General features: G+C 45.2%; 12 protein-coding genes and 8 tRNA genes. 18 read left to right on the top strand and 2 right to left on the bottom strand.

Going from position 1 to position 16,050, the window contains the following annotated elements:
- Position 1: 1 nt before the first annotated feature.
- The 17 genes from H9L11_RS03820 to luxS all read left to right on the top strand — a co-directional run bounded on the left by H9L11_RS03820 (position 2) and on the right by luxS (position 12,138).
- Positions 2–93, top strand: a tRNA-Ser gene (locus H9L11_RS03820).
- A gap of 85 nt (positions 94–178) precedes the next feature.
- A tRNA-Arg gene (locus H9L11_RS03815) sits at positions 179–255 on the top strand.
- A gap of 55 nt (positions 256–310) precedes the next feature.
- A tRNA-Arg gene (locus H9L11_RS03810) sits at positions 311–387 on the top strand.
- Between the two features lie 52 nt (positions 388–439).
- A tRNA-Arg gene (locus tag H9L11_RS03805) sits at positions 440–516 on the top strand.
- Positions 517–568: 52 nt separating this feature from the next.
- Positions 569–645, top strand: a tRNA-Arg gene (locus H9L11_RS03800).
- Positions 646–697: 52 nt separating this feature from the next.
- Positions 698–774: transfer RNA gene (locus H9L11_RS03795), tRNA-Arg, on the top strand.
- A 53-nt stretch (positions 775–827) separates the two neighbouring features.
- A tRNA-Arg gene (locus H9L11_RS03790) sits at positions 828–904 on the top strand.
- A gap of 52 nt (positions 905–956) precedes the next feature.
- Positions 957–1,033 (top strand) — tRNA-Arg (locus tag H9L11_RS03785).
- A gap of 552 nt (positions 1,034–1,585) precedes the next feature.
- Positions 1,586–1,843: an oxaloacetate decarboxylase subunit gamma gene (locus H9L11_RS03780; protein ID WP_005379932.1), complete on the top strand. Its 258-nt coding sequence runs from the start codon at positions 1,586–1,588 to the stop codon at positions 1,841–1,843.
- 31 nt (positions 1,844–1,874) lie between these two features.
- A complete protein-coding gene (gene oadA, locus H9L11_RS03775) occupies positions 1,875–3,659 on the top strand; it encodes a sodium-extruding oxaloacetate decarboxylase subunit alpha (protein WP_033905601.1) in 1,785 nt (594 codons plus the stop codon).
- Between the two features lie 9 nt (positions 3,660–3,668).
- Complete coding sequence (locus tag H9L11_RS03770) at positions 3,669–4,799, top strand: sodium ion-translocating decarboxylase subunit beta (protein ID WP_005379935.1); 1,131 nt, start codon at positions 3,669–3,671, stop codon at positions 4,797–4,799.
- 123 nt (positions 4,800–4,922) lie between these two features.
- Positions 4,923–5,873 (top strand): NADP-dependent oxidoreductase, encoded by a 951-nt coding sequence (locus tag H9L11_RS03765; RefSeq protein WP_005385434.1) that lies wholly within the window; start codon positions 4,923–4,925, stop codon positions 5,871–5,873.
- Positions 5,867–6,328 carry a YqaA family protein gene (locus tag H9L11_RS03760; RefSeq protein WP_005379938.1) on the top strand — a complete coding sequence of 154 codons (462 nt, stop codon included), beginning with the start codon at positions 5,867–5,869 and terminating at the stop codon, positions 6,326–6,328. Before H9L11_RS03765 ends, H9L11_RS03760 begins: the two co-directional genes overlap by 7 nt.
- A 9-nt stretch (positions 6,329–6,337) precedes the next feature.
- Complete coding sequence (locus tag H9L11_RS03755; RefSeq protein ID WP_033905599.1) at positions 6,338–9,181, top strand: pitrilysin family protein; 2,844 nt, start codon at positions 6,338–6,340, stop codon at positions 9,179–9,181.
- Between the two features lie 156 nt (positions 9,182–9,337).
- Positions 9,338–10,906 (top strand): glutamate--cysteine ligase, encoded by a 1,569-nt coding sequence (gshA, locus tag H9L11_RS03750; RefSeq protein ID WP_033905598.1) that lies wholly within the window; start codon positions 9,338–9,340, stop codon positions 10,904–10,906.
- Positions 10,907–10,929: 23 nt separating this feature from the next.
- Positions 10,930–11,535: a hypothetical protein gene (locus H9L11_RS03745; protein WP_172563496.1), complete on the top strand. Its 606-nt coding sequence runs from the start codon at positions 10,930–10,932 to the stop codon at positions 11,533–11,535.
- 84 nt (positions 11,536–11,619) lie between these two features.
- A complete protein-coding gene (gene luxS, locus H9L11_RS03740) occupies positions 11,620–12,138 on the top strand; it encodes an S-ribosylhomocysteine lyase (RefSeq protein WP_017820391.1) in 519 nt (172 codons plus the stop codon).
- 68 nt (positions 12,139–12,206) lie between these two features.
- Here luxS and H9L11_RS03735 read toward each other — a convergent pair whose 3' ends face one another.
- Entirely contained in the window at positions 12,207–13,487 is a 1,281-nt protein-coding gene (locus tag H9L11_RS03735) for a CNNM domain-containing protein (protein ID WP_005379948.1), read from the bottom strand.
- A 124-nt stretch (positions 13,488–13,611) separates the two neighbouring features.
- A complete protein-coding gene (locus H9L11_RS03730; RefSeq protein ID WP_005379950.1) occupies positions 13,612–14,406 on the bottom strand; it encodes an inner membrane protein YpjD in 795 nt (264 codons plus the stop codon).
- Positions 14,407–14,630: 224 nt separating this feature from the next.
- Between H9L11_RS03730 and ffh the strand changes: the two genes are divergently transcribed.
- Positions 14,631–16,013: a signal recognition particle protein gene (ffh, locus tag H9L11_RS03725; RefSeq protein ID WP_005385423.1), complete on the top strand. Its 1,383-nt coding sequence runs from the start codon at positions 14,631–14,633 to the stop codon at positions 16,011–16,013.
- Positions 16,014–16,050 lie beyond the last annotated feature (37 nt).

The following is a 16,050-nucleotide window of genomic DNA, read 5'->3' as shown; positions in this document are numbered from 1 at the left end:
CGGTGAGGTGGCCGAGAGGCTGAAGGCGCTCCCCTGCTAAGGGAGTATACGGTTTATCCCGTATCGAGGGTTCGAATCCCTCCTTCACCGCCATTCATTGACTGGCCCGATGGCCTTTTTTTTGTTTCGTAAGAAATGAATGTGATTTACTTCACAACTTCTTAGCAAGAAGATCTGCGCGTCCTTAGCTCAGCTGGATAGAGTACCTGGCTACGAACCAGGCGGTCGGAGGTTCGAATCCTCCAGGACGCGCCACTATTTAATAATTCGTTTGATAAACGGGTTATACAAAGTAAAATAAGATTATTGCGCGTCCTTAGCTCAGCTGGATAGAGTACCTGGCTACGAACCAGGCGGTCGGAGGTTCGAATCCTCCAGGACGCGCCACTTATTAAAGGGTAATGCCCTGATGTTGATGAAAGTCGATATCGAAAACTGCGCGTCCTTAGCTCAGCTGGATAGAGTACCTGGCTACGAACCAGGCGGTCGGAGGTTCGAATCCTCCAGGACGCGCCACTTATTAAAGGGTAATGCCCTGATGTTGACGAAAGTCGATGTCGAAAATTGCGCGTCCTTAGCTCAGCTGGATAGAGTACCTGGCTACGAACCAGGCGGTCGGAGGTTCGAATCCTCCAGGACGCGCCACTTATTAAAGGGTAATGCCCTGATGTTGACGAAAGTCGATGTCGAAAATTGCGCGTCCTTAGCTCAGCTGGATAGAGTACCTGGCTACGAACCAGGCGGTCGGAGGTTCGAATCCTCCAGGACGCGCCACTTATTAAAGGGTAATGCCCTGATGTTGACGAAAGTCGATATCGAAAACTTGCGCGTCCTTAGCTCAGCTGGATAGAGTACCTGGCTACGAACCAGGCGGTCGGAGGTTCGAATCCTCCAGGACGCGCCACTTATTAAAGGGTAATGCCCTGATATTGATGAAATTCGATATCGAAAACTGCGCGTCCTTAGCTCAGCTGGATAGAGTACCTGGCTACGAACCAGGCGGTCGGAGGTTCGAATCCTCCAGGACGCGCCACTTATTGAAAAAGCCTCGCAATTGCGAGGCTTTTTTGTATCTAGACATCTGAAATATGGCGTAGGATCACTAGAGCCTATGTTCCTCTTTTTAAAAGCGAATATGTGCGTATCTAAGCAATTTGCTATCAAGCTTCTGTCGCATCGTGTGAAATCATCCTGATTATCCCTCCTATACACTGACTTCCATTTTTCATTTCAATCACTCTCATGTAGTCACTTTGTTTGTTATTTGTTTATTTATTGTTAATCTTGTTCATCTTTTTGTTTTTGTTGGTTTTTACTGCGTGAGTCCCGATTTGATTTTGAAATCTAAATCGCAGTTTTTATTTATGTCCTCCTTTACTCTGTTCGTAAGGTGATAGCGATTTGAAGTGATTATTTTGTCATGAACTGTGATCTGGGTAGTGAATAAATAATCATTTATCAGGATTACTACAAACCTTCCTTAAACAAAATTGACAAAATTTAACCAATCGAGATAATCCATGGGTCGGGATTTGACACTATTAAAGTCCTGCACGTTGTCAGGATGACAAAGAAAGGAAGCAACATGACTAATATAGGAAGCCTGCTAGTAGATGCGGCCACCCTGATGCTAACGGGGATGGCGGTCGTATTTATTTTCCTCACTATTCTTGTTTATCTCGTTCGGTTAATGTCGAAATTGGTACCAGAAGAAGTACCAGAGCCGATCGCAGCACCAAAAACAAACACTAATATTCAATCAACCTCTTCAGCTGTTAGTCCACAAGTAGTGGCGGCGATCTCGGCTGCGATTCATAAACATCGCGCCTCATTCGCGAAGTAGCCGAACTAGGATTAAAAAGGAGTTTAAGAGCATGTCTAAACCACTAGCTATTACTGATGTGGTCCTTCGTGATGCCCATCAATCACTATTTGCTACGCGTATGCGTATTGAGGATATGCTGCCTATCGCAGCTGAGTTGGATAAGGTTGGTTACTGGTCTCTAGAGACTTGGGGTGGTGCAACATTTGATTCTTGTATTCGATTCTTAGGGGAAGACCCTTGGGAGCGTTTACGTGAACTAAAAAAAGCGATGCCTAATACACCAATGCAAATGCTACTGCGTGGTCAAAACCTTTTAGGATACCGCCATTATGCCGACGACGTAGTAGAAAAGTTTGTTGAACGCGCGCATGCTAACGGCATGGATGTATTCCGTATTTTTGATGCAATGAATGACGTGCGAAACTTCCAGAAAGCCGTGAAAGCAACGGTTGATGTTGGTGCGCATGCTCAAGGTACGTTGTCTTACACAACGAGCCCAGTGCATAACGCAGACACTTGGGTTGACTTGGCAAAACGCCTAGAGGATTTAGGTTGTCATTCGCTGTGTATTAAAGATATGTCTGGCTTACTTAAGCCTTATGAAGCGGAAGAGCTTATCACGCGTATCAAAGCGTCTTGTGATGTGCCATTGGCACTTCATTGTCATGCAACAACGGGGCTGTCTACAGCAACAGCGGTAAAAGCAGTAGAAGCCGGTATTGATATTCTCGATACTGCGATTTCTTCAATGAGTTGTACTTACGGTCATACACCGACAGAAACGGTAGTCGCTATGCTAGAAGGCACCGAGCGAGATACCAATTTGAAACTCGAGCAACTGGAATCTATCGCCGCATATTTCCGTGAGGTACGTAAGAAGTATGCGAAGTGGGAAGGCCAGTTAAAAGGAGTCGATTCACGCATCCTGATTGCTCAAGTGCCTGGTGGTATGCTGACCAATATGGAAGGCCAGTTGAAAGAGCAGGGTGCTGCGGATCGCATTGATGAAGTATTAGAAGAGATCCCTCGTGTACGTGAAGATCTTGGTTTCATTCCATTGGTGACTCCAACTTCACAGATCGTCGGTACGCAAGCGGTGATTAACGTTCTTACTGGCGAGCGCTATAAGAGTATTACCAAGGAAACCGCTGGCCTATTGAAAGGTGAGTACGGTCAAGCGCCAGCCGAGTTAAATGCAGAACTGCAAGCGAAAGTGCTTGATGGTAAAGAGCCAATTACCTGTCGTCCTGCCGATTTACTTGAGCCTGAAATGGAGACGCTTACGGTTGATCTGATGGAGAAAGCGAAATCAGAAGGCATTAAGCTAGCAAGTGAGCGTGTTGATGACGTACTCACTTATGCACTTTTCCCTCAAGTTGGGCTTAAGTTCCTTAAGAATCGTGAAAACCCAGAAGCATTTGAGCCTGCACCAACGCTAGAAGCTGAGAAGCCTGCTGTACCTGTAGCTCAACCAGCAACTGGTGGTGTAGAAACTTATAGTGTACGTGTTGACGGGCAGGTGTATGAGGTGGAAGTTGGCCCTCAAGGTGAACTGACATCTGTTGCTCCTTCTAATGCACCGGCAAAATCGGCTACACCTAGCGCACCTTCTAATGCTTCAGCAGAAGCGGTACCTGCTCCTCTTGCAGGTAACATCTTCAAAGTGAATGTTCAACCTGGTGCTGAGGTAGCTGAAGGCGATGTATTGCTCATCCTTGAAGCGATGAAAATGGAAACTGAAGTACGAGCGGCGCGTGGTGGTGTGGTTCAAGAGCTGAACGTTAAAGAAGGCGATGCTGTCACAGTAGGTGCGCCTCTGTTGAGCCTGGCGTAAGGGAGTATCATGGACGGATTGTTAACCCTTTGGGCAGAAACAGGGATCGCTAACTTCGAGTTCGGCCAAATCTGTATGATGCTGGTTGGTTGTACCTTGCTGTTTTTGGCAATTAAAAAAGGATTTGAACCTTTACTGTTATTGCCGATTGGTTTCGGTGCTATTTTGGCGAATATTCCAAATGCTGGCTTTACTGAGCCTGGTGGCTTGCTCTACTACGTTTACTACATTGGGATTGAATCGGGTGTGTTCCCGCTATTGATCTTCATGGGTGTGGGCGCGATGACTGACTTTGGTGCTTTGATCGCAAACCCAAAAACGTTGTGGTTAGGTGCGGCTGCGCAGTTTGGTATTTTTGCAACACTGTTTGGCGCTATTTTGCTCAACTATGTACCTGGCATGGAGTTCTCCATGGCAGATGCTTCGTCTATCGCGATCATCGGTGGTGCTGATGGGCCAACAGCGATTTTCTTGGCGAGTAAGCTCTCTCCAGATCTGTTAGGTGCGATTGCAGTCGCGGCATACAGCTATATGGCATTGGTGCCGATCATCCAGCCACCAATCATGAAAGCACTGACAACCAAGGAAGAGCGTCAAATCAAGATGGCTCAGCTTCGTCATGTTGGTAAATGGGAGAAAGTCATCTTCCCGCTTGCTGTATTACTGATGACGATTCTGTTCTTACCTTCAGCTACGCCATTGGTTGGTATGTTCTGTTTGGGTAACTTGATGCGTGAAGCTGGTGTGGTCGATCGTTTATCGAAAACTGCTCAAAATGAATTGATCAACATAGTGACTATCTTTTTAGGTCTTGGTGTTGGTTCTAAGCTGCAAGCTGAGCAGTTCTTGAACCTAGAAACGTTAGGTATCTTGGGGTTAGGCGCAGTTGCATTTAGTATCGGTACTGGTGCGGGCGTCCTGATGGCGAAACTGCTTAACAAGTTCTCGAAAGAAGACATCAACCCACTTATTGGTGCGGCTGGCGTTTCTGCGGTACCAATGGCCGCGCGAGTCGTAAACAAAGTTGGTTTACAAGCTAACCCGCAAAACTTTTTGTTAATGCATGCGATGGGACCAAACGTTGCTGGTGTGCTGGGTTCAGCCGTTGCGGCTGGTATATTGTTAGCACTTGTTGGTTAGACATTATTGAAAATGGAATGATCAACCAATTTACAAAATCACGATTAACTTAGGTTAACAAAATGGTTTATAGTCAAAGGGATGCTTTCGCATCCCTTTTTGTTTTCTTGCAGGGAATGGTTTATGGAACACAAACAGATCGTTATCACTGAGTTTGGTGATGCCAACGTACTCGCGATTCAACATGCTTCTACACCATCACCACAGCCTGGTGAAGTCTTAGTAAAAGTCGCTTTTTCAGGCGTAAATCCTATTGATGTCAAAACTCGAGCTGGGCTCGGTTGGGCAGCAGCGCAGAATAAGGATAATTTACCTTGGGTGCCAGGTTACGACATCTCAGGAAAAGTGATGTCTTGTGGAGAGGGGGCATCACGTTTTAATGAAGGTGATGAGGTGGCTGGATTTATTGGTTTCCCAGTTCGAGGCGGTGGTTACAGTCAATACATATGTGTTCCAGAAACTGAGTTAAGTCATGTTCCTAGCTCTGTCACTTTAGAGGCAGCTGCTGCATTACCGTTGGCGGGACAAACTGCGGCACAAGCTCTCAGTAAGGCTAATGTGACGGAAAACGATCGCGTACTTATCCTCGCTGGTGCCGGTGGTGTTGGACACCTCGCGGTACAAATTGCGATCGCGACGAAAGCGGAAGTCTTTACAACCTGCAGTGAACGAAATTTAGATTACCTTGCGACGCTCGGTGCTCATGCAGTGAACTATCAATTTGCACCAGTGTCAGAACGTGTTGAAGATGTTGATGTTTTGATTGATTTAGTAGGCGGAGATGCTGCGTTAGATGCGCTTAAATGCCTGAAAGACAATGCGAGAGTCATCACCGTTCCAACCATAACTGCTGAGCTGATTTGTGAAAAAGCCAAACTCCTAGGCTTTGAGGCTAGTGGCATGTTGGTTGAACCAGACCCTGCGCAGTTAGATACCTTGTTGTACATGGTCGGCGTTGGCTTACTGAAGACTGAAATTCAACAGGTTTATCCTATGAGTGATGTCATTGGTGCTCACCAGCAGGTCGAATCAGGAAGAACCAGAGGCAAGGTGTTGCTTGATATGACATGCTAGAAGCATTTAACACGAGTTTTGAAAGTTTAGCGCTTTGGTTTTCAGATTCAGCATTATGGGTGCTTTTCATGACCGGTTTTCTCAGTGCCACGTTGTTGCCTGGTGGTTCTGAGGCGGGCTTAGTTGCCACTCTCTCATTAAATCAATACTCCGTTTCTTCAATTGTTATGGTCGCTACTATCGGTAATACGCTTGGTGGCTTAACAAATTATTGGCTTGGCTTGTGGATTCCCAACAAAGCACAAGAGGAAAAGCACGGTCATACCGCATTAAAGTGGCTCTCTAAGTATGGCTATTGGGGATTATTTTTTAGCTGGTTACCTGTAATAGGAGACCCGCTGTGTTTAGCCGCAGGGTGGCTAAGAATGAAGTTTCTGCCTTGCGTGATTTTAATATTTTTAGGAAAGGCTGCTAGGTATAGCTTACTTGCGGCCATCTATCTCGGATTATTTTAAGGAAAGTACATGAAGATGTTTTGGGTTGGCGCGTGTTCACTGTTGGTGATCACGGGCTGTGCATCAAATACGCCAGTTTCATCACTGCCGAAAGGGGTAACTTTCGTTGAGTCATCGAAAGCTGAAGAAGGCAAAGTTAAGATTCCATACCAAAAGTATAAACTCGATAATGGTTTAACGGTGATCTTAGCTCCTGAAGATTCTGACCCATTGGTCCATGTGGATGTGACTTACCATGTTGGTTCAGCTCGTGAAGAAGTGGGTAAGTCTGGTTTTGCGCATTTCTTTGAGCACATGATGTTCCAAGGCTCAGAGAACGTTGGTGACCAAGAGCACTTCAGAATCATCACAGAGGCTGGCGGCACGTTAAATGGTACAACAAACCGCGATCGTACTAACTACTTTGAAACGGTCCCTGCTAACCAGCTCGAGAAAATGCTGTGGTTAGAGTCTGACCGTATGGGCTTTTTGTTGGATGCGGTTTCTCAACGCAAATTTGAAATTCAGCGTTCTACTGTAAAAAATGAGCGAGCTCAGCGTTACGATAATCGTCCTTATGGCTTAATTTGGGAGCGCATGTCCGAAGCGCTATATCCTGAAGGTCACCCGTATTCGTGGCAAACCATTGGTTATGTTGAAGATCTTGATCGTGTTGATGTGAACGATCTCAAAGCGTTTTTCTTGCGTTGGTATGGCCCAAACAATGCGACTATCACGATCGGTGGTGACTTAGACGTTGAACAAACTCTAGAGTGGGTAAATAAGTACTTCGGTTCGATTCCTCGTGGTCCTGAGGTTGAAAATGCGCCGAAACAACCTGCAAAACTGCAAGAAGATAAATACATCACTCTAGAAGATCGTATTCAACAACCTATGGTGATGATCGCGTGGCCAACAACCTACAACGGCGAAGAAAGCCAAGCGTCTCTCGATACATTATCAGAAGTATTGGGTGGCGGTACCAACAGCGTGCTCTATCAAGACCTAGTGAAGACTCAAAAAGCGGTCGATGCTGGTTCATTCCATGATTGTGCTGAACTGGCGTGTAACTTTTACGTTTACGCAATGGGTGATTCTGGAGACAAAGGCGACCTATCAAAACTGTACGACGAGCTTTTACAATCACTGAATCAGTTTGCGGAAAAAGGCGTGACAGAAGATCGCCTTGAGCAGTTGAAGGGTAAAGCGGAAGCGGATGCTATTTTTGCGCTAGAAAGCGTTAAAGGTAAAGTGACTCAGTTGGCTTCCAACGAGACATTTTTCGGCGATCCTGATCGTCTTGAGCAACAGCTTGAGCAAATCCGTGCAGTTACGCCGACTTCGGTAGAAAAAGCGTATACGGACTTTATCCAAGGTAAGAACAAAGTGACCCTAAGCGTGGTCCCAAAAGGAAAAACAGACCTTGTCGTAAAACCTGCGACCTTTGTGACGCCAAAGCGCACGCTGCCAGAATATGAGAAGATTTCCGATGACCAATTGGCGTATCGTCGTGCGACCGATAACTTCGATCGCTCAGTGCAACCGCCAGTAGGAGAACCAGTGAAAGCGACGATGCCAGAGCTGTACGAGTTACATTTCAAGAATGGCTCAGAGCTGCTTGGTGCAGTTAGCGATGAAACGCCGACGGTGATGATGCAATTTAGTCTACCTGCAGGGACACGTTTTGTTGAAAAGGGTAAAGAAGGTCTTGCCCAATTGACCGCTGCGATGTTGCAAGAAGGTACAACGAAACGCAGTGTCGAAGAGATTCAAGCTGAGCTTGATAAACTGGGTAGTGTTATCTCTGTTAATGCCACAGGTTATACAACAAACATCAGTGTTTCTGCTCTAGAAAAGAACTTAGAGCCGACGTTAGAAATTGTCGAAGAGATGTTGCTGTCTCCTGCATTTAATCAAGATGATTTCGAGCGTGTAAAAATGCAAGCGCTAGAAGGCCTGGTGTATGAGCACCAAAATCCAAGTTGGATGGCGTCACAAGCGAGTCGCCAGGTGCTCTATGGGGATTCGGTTTTTGCTCGACCAAAAGACGGCACGCAAGCAGGTGTCAGTGCATTAACGTTGGATGATGTCCGTGAATTCTACTCGAAGCATTACACGCCACAAAGTGCGCAAATCGTCGTTGTTGGTGACATCAATAAACAGGAAATTGAGCAGCAACTGACGTTCTGGAAAAACTGGCAAGATGAAGCTGCGCCATTGTATGCACCGCAAAGCATTGCTGCATTAGGTGAGCAAAAGATCCATCTTGTTGATAAACCAGGAGCGCCGCAAAGTGTGGTCATGATGGTTCGTCAAGGTATGCCTTACGACGCAACGGGCGATTTTTACCTAAGTCAACTGGCAAACTTCAACTTAGCTGGGAACTTCAATAGCCGCATTAACCAAAATCTACGTGAAGACAAGGGTTACACATACGGTGCTTACGGCTACTTCTCTGGTAATCCAGAAACAGGCTCGGTGGTTTTCACCGCGCAAGTACGAGCGGATGCAACGGTTGCTTCGATCATTGAGATGGAAAATGAGCTAAATGAATACTCGCAGTCAGGTATTACTGATGAAGAGATGAAATTTATGCGTCAAGCGGTCGGTCAAAAAGATGCACTGAAATATGAAACGCCAACACAAAAAGCGGAGCTCATCAGTGATATTCTTAAGTACAACCTCGATCATGATTACTTGCAGCAAAGAAACGCTATCGTAGAAAAAGTCGATAAGCAGACGTTGAATGCGCTGGCTCAGAAATGGTTTGATCCAAATGACTATCAAATTATCGTCGTTGGTGATGCTAAATCGTTGCGTCCTCAATTAGAAAAGTTGGGGAAAGACGTAGAAGAGCTTGAAATCATTCGATAGAGTACACATTTAATAGCGGAGAAACGTTTCTCCGCTATTCATCTAGATAAGCAACTTTTCGTGGGTTATTTATCTAGATGCATTAACTATCAATAACTTAGCTTACACTTGTGTTATGTAACAAGTGTCCTGCTCCCAATATAAGCGAACCTCATTTTGACTGATTTTGCTGCGCGACTAAAAAAAGTTGCATCAAACCCCGAAGTATTTAAGCAGTTTGGACGCGGTGTTGAGCGAGAAACTTTGCGCTATCGTCAGGATGGACATCTAGCTACAACTCCTCATCCTGAAGGGTTAGGCTCTGCGTTCACAAATCAATGGATCACAACGGATTTTTCGGAATCATTGTTAGAGTTCATTACGCCTGTGTCACATGAAATTCCAGAACTGATGGCACAGCTGAAAGATATCCATCATTTCACTCAAACCAAAATGGGTGAAGAGAAAATGTGGCCACTATCAATGCCTTGCTACGTAGGCTCAGAGGATGATATTCAGTTAGCCCAGTATGGCTCTTCGAATGCAGCGAAAATGAAAACGCTGTACCGAGAAGGCCTAAAGCGTCGCTATGGCAGCCTGATGCAAATTATTTCAGGTGTCCATTTTAACTTCTCGTTTCCTGAAACATTTTGGGATGCGCTCTATGGCGAGCAAGATGAACAAGCCCGCCAAGATGCTAAGTCTGATGCGTACTTTGCGTTGATCCGTAATTACTACCGCTTTGGCTGGATGATTCCCTACTTCTTTGGTGCATCACCAGCGTTATGTGGCTCTTTTATTCAAGGTCGTGAAACCGATCTGCCATTCGAGAAGATTGGCGGGACATTATATTTGCCGAAGTCGACGTCTTTGCGTTTGAGCGATCTTGGCTATACCAATAGTGCTCAAAGTGTGCTGAAAATTGGTTTTAACAGCATTGACCAATACCTCGATGGTTTGAGTGATGCGATTCGCCACCCATCAGAAGAGTTTGCGAAAATTGGGGTAAAAGTGGATGGTGAATACCGCCAGCTTAATTCCAATATCTTACAAATTGAGAATGAACTGTACGCTCCGATTCGTCCAAAACGTGTATCGAAAAGTGGTGAGAAGCCTTCAGATGCGTTACGACGCGGTGGTGTCGAATACATTGAAGTTCGTTCTCTAGATGTTAACCCATTCAGCGCAGTGGGCTTAAATGAAGAGCAAGTACGATTCTTGGATCTCTTCCTTACCTGGGCGGCCTTGTCAGACTCAGACCCTATGGATAACTGTGAATTAGAGTGTTGGCGCGATAACTGGAATAAAGTCATTGTTTCAGGCCGTGAAAAAGGTCTAATGCTGCAAATTGGTTGCCAAGGTGAGCGTCTATCTCTACAAGATTGGGCACACCGAGTTTTCGTCGAGTTACGTCAAATAGCACAGCAAATGGATATGACCGCTGGTGGCTGTGCATACCAAGATGTGTGTAATCAACTCGAGACATGGATTGATAACCCAGAACTAACGATCTCTGGTCAACTATTAGAGCTAACGAAAGAGCTGGGTGGGCTAGGTAAAGTCGGTTGTACTCTTGGTATGAAGTACCGTGATGAAAACCTAGCTCACGGTTATCAGTACTATTCACAAGATACGATGGAAACGGAAGTTGCGTCGTCCGTGGAAAAACAAAAGCAAGCAGAGCAGAGTGACATGCTTTCTTTTGATGATTTTTTGGAAGATTACTTTGCTTACCTGAAGCAGTAATGACTAACTAAGGATTGGTGGGGTTGAACATTAAGTCGTTAGTAGTAGCGGTACTTGGAAGCGTGTTACTTGCAGGTTGTGCTACGGCACCGCCAAAGCAGCAGAATAACTTATGCGAGATATTCCGAGAGAAATCCGGTTGGTACGATGATGCCAAAGATATGGAAGATGAATGGGGTACCCCTATTCATGTCGCTATGGCCATCATTAAACAAGAAAGCAGCTTTCGGCACGATGCAAAACCACCTAAAGATTATTTGCTAGGGTTTATTCCTTGGGGACGAGTCAGCAGTGCGTATGGTTATGCTCAAGCTCAAGACCCTGCTTGGGAAGACTTCCAAGATGCGACAGGTCAGGGGGGCTCTCGTACCAACTTCGATGATTCTATGATGTTTGTCGGTTGGTACACTCATGAAACACGGCGTCAGCTAGGGATTTCATTATGGGATCCCTATAACCAGTATCTGGCTTATCATGAAGGGCGAGGTGGATATAAGCGAGGCACTTATAATCGAAAACCTAGTTTAATCAAAGTCGCTCGACGTGTTGAACAAACAGCGAAAACTTATGGCTGGCAGCTGAAGCAATGTCGTGAGGAATTAGAAGACAACAGCAGCTGGTTCTTTTAGCCCACAGTCAGTTCATGTGCTGTAGGGATGAATGACATTTATCCATTACCGAAAGGTACTGGAGTTACAATCAGGAGAGATGTAATGCCTTTACTCGATAGTTTTACCGTGGACCACACTCGTATGAATGCACCGGCAGTGCGAGTGGCGAAAACCATGCAGACCCCAAAAGGGGATACGATTACTGTTTTCGACTTACGCTTTACTGCGCCAAACAAAGACATTCTTTCTGAAAAAGGTATTCACACCCTAGAGCACCTTTATGCAGGCTTTATGCGTAATCACCTAAACGGTGATTCTGTTGAGATCATCGATATTTCGCCTATGGGTTGCCGCACAGGTTTTTACATGAGTCTGATTGGCACACCATCAGAGCAGCAAGTCGCAGATGCTTGGATTGCAGCAATGGAAGACGTGCTGAAGGTAGAAAGTCAGAATAAGATCCCTGAACTTAACGAATACCAATGCGGCACGGCAGCAATGCACTCTTTAAAAGAAGCACAACAGATCGCAAAGAACATTTTGGATGCTGGTGTTTCGGTGAACAAAAATGATGAACTTGCTTTGCCTGAGTCGATGTTAAAAGAGTTGCGTATCGACTAGGTGCTCATTAAGAAGCATATTGCCCCAATAAGTAAAAAAGCCTGACATGAGTCAGGCTTTTCTTTTGGTTATTTGGATGTCGATTTTTTCTTCTTCGGATAAACACGAACGAGCTTGATTCGGTTCTCTTCAATCTCAACAAGTTCCATTGGGTGACCCGCTACTCTCACGCTTAAATGGCTCTCTGGAATATCTTCCAGGTGCTCCAAAATAAGACCGTTTAACGTTCTTGGGCCATCCGTTGGTAAATCCCATTTCAGGCCTTTGTTAATATCTCGAATATTGGTGCTGCCTTCAATAAGAAAGCTTCCGTCACCTTGAGGACTGATTTCATCAGAGAGGCTTGGAGAAATTGACGTCGTGAACTCACCAATGATCTCTTCCAGAATATCTTCAAGAGTGATTAGACCGATGATATCACCGTACTCATCCACGATCAGACCGATACGTTGCTTGTTGCGTTGGAATTTCAACATTTGCACGTTCAGTGGTGTGCCTTCTGGGATGTAATAGACCTCATCAGCAGCACGTAATAGCGTTTCTTTGTTGAATTCGTTCTTTTCCAACATCAGACGATAAGCTTCACGCAAGCGCAGCATGCCAACCACTTCATCAATTTGGTCACGATAGAAAACTATGCGTCCATGTGGTGAGTGTGTTAGCTGGCGAACAATGGATTTCCAGTCGTCGTTAATATCAATACCGGTAATTTCATTGCGTGGGACCATAATGTCGTTCACGGTGACGTGCTCAAGATCTAAAATAGACACTAGCATGTCTTGGTGTCGGCGAGGGATCAAACCGCCAGCTTCATTTACCACCGTACGCAGCTCATCGGAGCTAAGATGATCTTCTGCTGAGTGATCCGCTCTTACACCAAGTAAGCGGATAAAGCCATTCGTAATAAAGTTAACAAGCATCACTAAAGGCGACAGTAACTTCATCAGTATGGTCAATAATATACTGCTCGCGTAGGACACACGTTCAGGGTAAAGCGCTGCAATTGTTTTAGGGGTAACCTCGGCAAAAACCAATACAACCATAGTTAGTGCACCGGTTGCGATAGCGACACCTAAATCACCATACAAACGCATACCAATAATGGTCGCGATCGCGGACGCGAGAATATTAACGAGGTTGTTGCCGATAAGAATAAGACCAATCAAACGATCTGGACGGTCTAATAGTCTTTCGACTCGCTTAGCACCCTTATGCCCGTTTTTGGCTAAGTGTTTTAAGCGATAACGATTCAGAGACATCATCCCTGTTTCTGAACCGGAAAAGTAACCTGATATGACGATAAGACACGCGAGTAGCGCAAACAAGATACCCGTAGAGATGTCGTCCAAAACGTTGCTGTTCCTTGTAAGTATTGGGTTATATAACGGTTGAGTAAGTCCGTTAAGTCAAAGAGTTAAGGCGTACTGTATTTTATCTAGCCTAAAATATAAAGGATAGGAGCCCTAGAGCTCCTTAATTCAAGATGATTTCTTTTACAAAGCGACTGCCAAAATATGCCAGAGTTAACAGTGTTGCTCCTGCAACAGCGAACCATGTGACTTTTCTACCACGCCAGCCTTTTTGATAGTGACCCCAAAGCAGTATTGAGTACACCACCCAAGCGATGAAAGAAAGAATGCCCTTATGTGCCTTACCTTGGGCAAACATATCCTGCACAAAGACAAAGCCAGTAATGAGCGTGGCAGTTAACAATAAGTTACCGATCAAAATAATTTTGAAGAGTTGACGCTCCACCATTAATAGAGGCGGCAGGTTTGGGTTAATCGCCAAAGATTTTTTTGCTTTCAGTTTGTGATCCAGCCAAGCCAACTGAAGCGCATAGAGTGCCCCGATAGTTAAAGTCGCGTATGAGAAGAGCGCAAATGAAATATGAATGAGTAGCTTAGGGTCATTCTCTAGGTGCTTTATAAACGTGCTTGGCAAAAATGTGGCAGCAGATAAATTGATGGCAGCAAAGCTATAAACAACTGGCAATAAAAACCACAGTCGGTTTTTCAACATAGCAAGGCTCATGACCAGAGAAATAATAAAACTGATCAAAGAAGCCACGTTGAGAATACTCAGGTTTTGACCTGAACCATCAAAAATCAGATCACTCAAAATCCACGCATGAAAAACAAGCGCACAGGCAGCACTAGCAAACACTGTTTTTGCTTTGATTCCTGACTGTTGTGAGAGTCCGGGTATGATGGTCGCAATCGCCAAGACATAAAGTATGGCGGCCGCGATGGCTATTAAGCTATCCATGAATCCTAAATATTATTGTGCACGATGGAGAAATTATACCTTGCATTACACTTTGGGGCTACGTTATATCCGACATCAATCGTGAGAGATGAGATATTGAAATTAATAAGTTACCGCACCATATATAAATAGAGACAAGAATAGGACAGCGGTACGGGTATGACTCAGACCTTGGCTAATGTATACTCACACTAATTAATCGCCATTTTAGCGAAGAGACAAAGATGTTTGAGAATTTAACGGATCGATTATCCAAAACGCTGAAAAATATCAGTGGTAAAGGTCGTCTGACCGAAGACAACATTAAAGAAACCCTACGTGAAGTCCGAATGGCTCTACTTGAAGCTGACGTTGCGCTTCCGGTCGTTCGTGAATTTGTGAACCGCGTTAAAGAAAAAGCGGTGGGCGTAGAAGTTTCTAAATCTCTGACTCCAGGTCAGGAATTTATCAAGATCGTTCAAACAGAACTTGAAGCCGTAATGGGTGAGTCGAATGAGGCGCTAAACCTTGCCGCTCAACCACCTGCTGTGCTTCTTATGGCAGGTCTACAAGGTGCGGGTAAAACCACATCGGTAGGTAAGTTATCTAAGCTTCTAAAAGAACGTGACAAGAAGAAAGTTTTGGTTGTGTCTGCCGACGTTTACCGTCCTGCGGCAATCAAGCAGCTTGAAACACTGGCATCAGACATCGGTGTTGACTTCTTCCCATCATCACCAGACCAAAAGCCTATTGATATCGCCAATGCAGCGATTGACCATGCGAAGAAAAAATTCTACGACGTACTTATTGTCGATACCGCAGGTCGTTTGGCAATTGATGAAGAGATGATGGGGGAGATCAAAGATCTTCACGCAGCTATCAACCCAGTAGAAACGCTATTTGTTGTTGACGCCATGACGGGTCAAGACGCAGCAAATACAGCAAAAGCCTTTGGCGATGCGCTACCTCTTACCGGTGTAGTTCTAACTAAGGTTGATGGTGATGCTCGTGGTGGTGCGGCACTTTCAGTACGCCATGTAACGGGCAAACCAATCAAATTCTTGGGTGTCGGTGAAAAAACTGACGCGCTAGAACCGTTCCACCCAGATCGTGTTGCTTCACGTATTCTTGGCATGGGTGACGTTCTGTCTTTGATTGAAGACCTACAACGCAACGTTGACCAAGAAAAGGCAGAAAAGTTAGCGAAGAAGTTCAAAGAGAAGAAAGGTTTCGACCTTGAAGATTTCCGTGAACAGCTAGGCCAGATGCAAAACATGGGCGGCATGATGGGGATGATGGATAAGCTTCCAGGAATGTCCCAGCTACCAGACAATGTAAAAGACAAAGTTGATGACAAGATGTTCAAACAGATGGAAGCGATCATCAGCTCCATGACAATGAAAGAACGTCAACGCCCAGAAATTATCAAGGGCTCGCGCAAGAAGCGTATCGCGGCTGGTTCTGGTGTGCAGGTTCAAGATGTAAACCGCTTACTAAAACAGTTCACCCAAATGCAGAAAATGATGAAAAAGATGCAAAAAGGTGGCATGAAAGGCATGATGCGCAATATGCAAGGCATGATGGGCGGCATGGGTGGTGGCGGTGGCTTCAATCCATTTGGTCGTTAATTAATCGATCACGCATAGATTCAGGGTGTTAGGTACG

Origin of the sequence: Vibrio sp. sp1, assembly GCF_016920955.1 — a bacterium.
Classification (GTDB): Bacteria; Pseudomonadota; Gammaproteobacteria; order Enterobacterales; family Vibrionaceae; genus Vibrio; species Vibrio alginolyticus.
The sequence above is the reverse complement of the archived record's forward strand: the minus strand, read 5'-3'. Positions and strand labels throughout refer to the sequence as shown.

What these genes read in the sequence shown, in the direction of transcription:
- ffh (WP_005385423.1), top strand. Translation starts at nt 14,631, where the DNA reads ATGTTTGAGAATTTAACGGATCGATTATCCAAAACGCTGAAAAATATC.
- H9L11_RS03780 (WP_005379932.1), top strand. Translation starts at nt 1,586, where the DNA reads ATGACTAATATAGGAAGCCTGCTAGTAGATGCGGCCACCCTGATGCTA.
- H9L11_RS03765 (WP_005385434.1), top strand. Translation starts at nt 4,923, where the DNA reads ATGGAACACAAACAGATCGTTATCACTGAGTTTGGTGATGCCAACGTA.
- H9L11_RS03730 (WP_005379950.1), bottom strand. Translation starts at nt 14,406, where the DNA reads ATGGATAGCTTAATAGCCATCGCGGCCGCCATACTTTATGTCTTGGCG.
- H9L11_RS03770 (WP_005379935.1), top strand. Translation starts at nt 3,669, where the DNA reads ATGGACGGATTGTTAACCCTTTGGGCAGAAACAGGGATCGCTAACTTC.
- luxS (WP_017820391.1), top strand. Translation starts at nt 11,620, where the DNA reads ATGCCTTTACTCGATAGTTTTACCGTGGACCACACTCGTATGAATGCA.
- H9L11_RS03760 (WP_005379938.1), top strand. Translation starts at nt 5,867, where the DNA reads ATGCTAGAAGCATTTAACACGAGTTTTGAAAGTTTAGCGCTTTGGTTT.
- oadA (WP_033905601.1), top strand. Translation starts at nt 1,875, where the DNA reads ATGTCTAAACCACTAGCTATTACTGATGTGGTCCTTCGTGATGCCCAT.
- H9L11_RS03755 (WP_033905599.1), top strand. Translation starts at nt 6,338, where the DNA reads ATGAAGATGTTTTGGGTTGGCGCGTGTTCACTGTTGGTGATCACGGGC.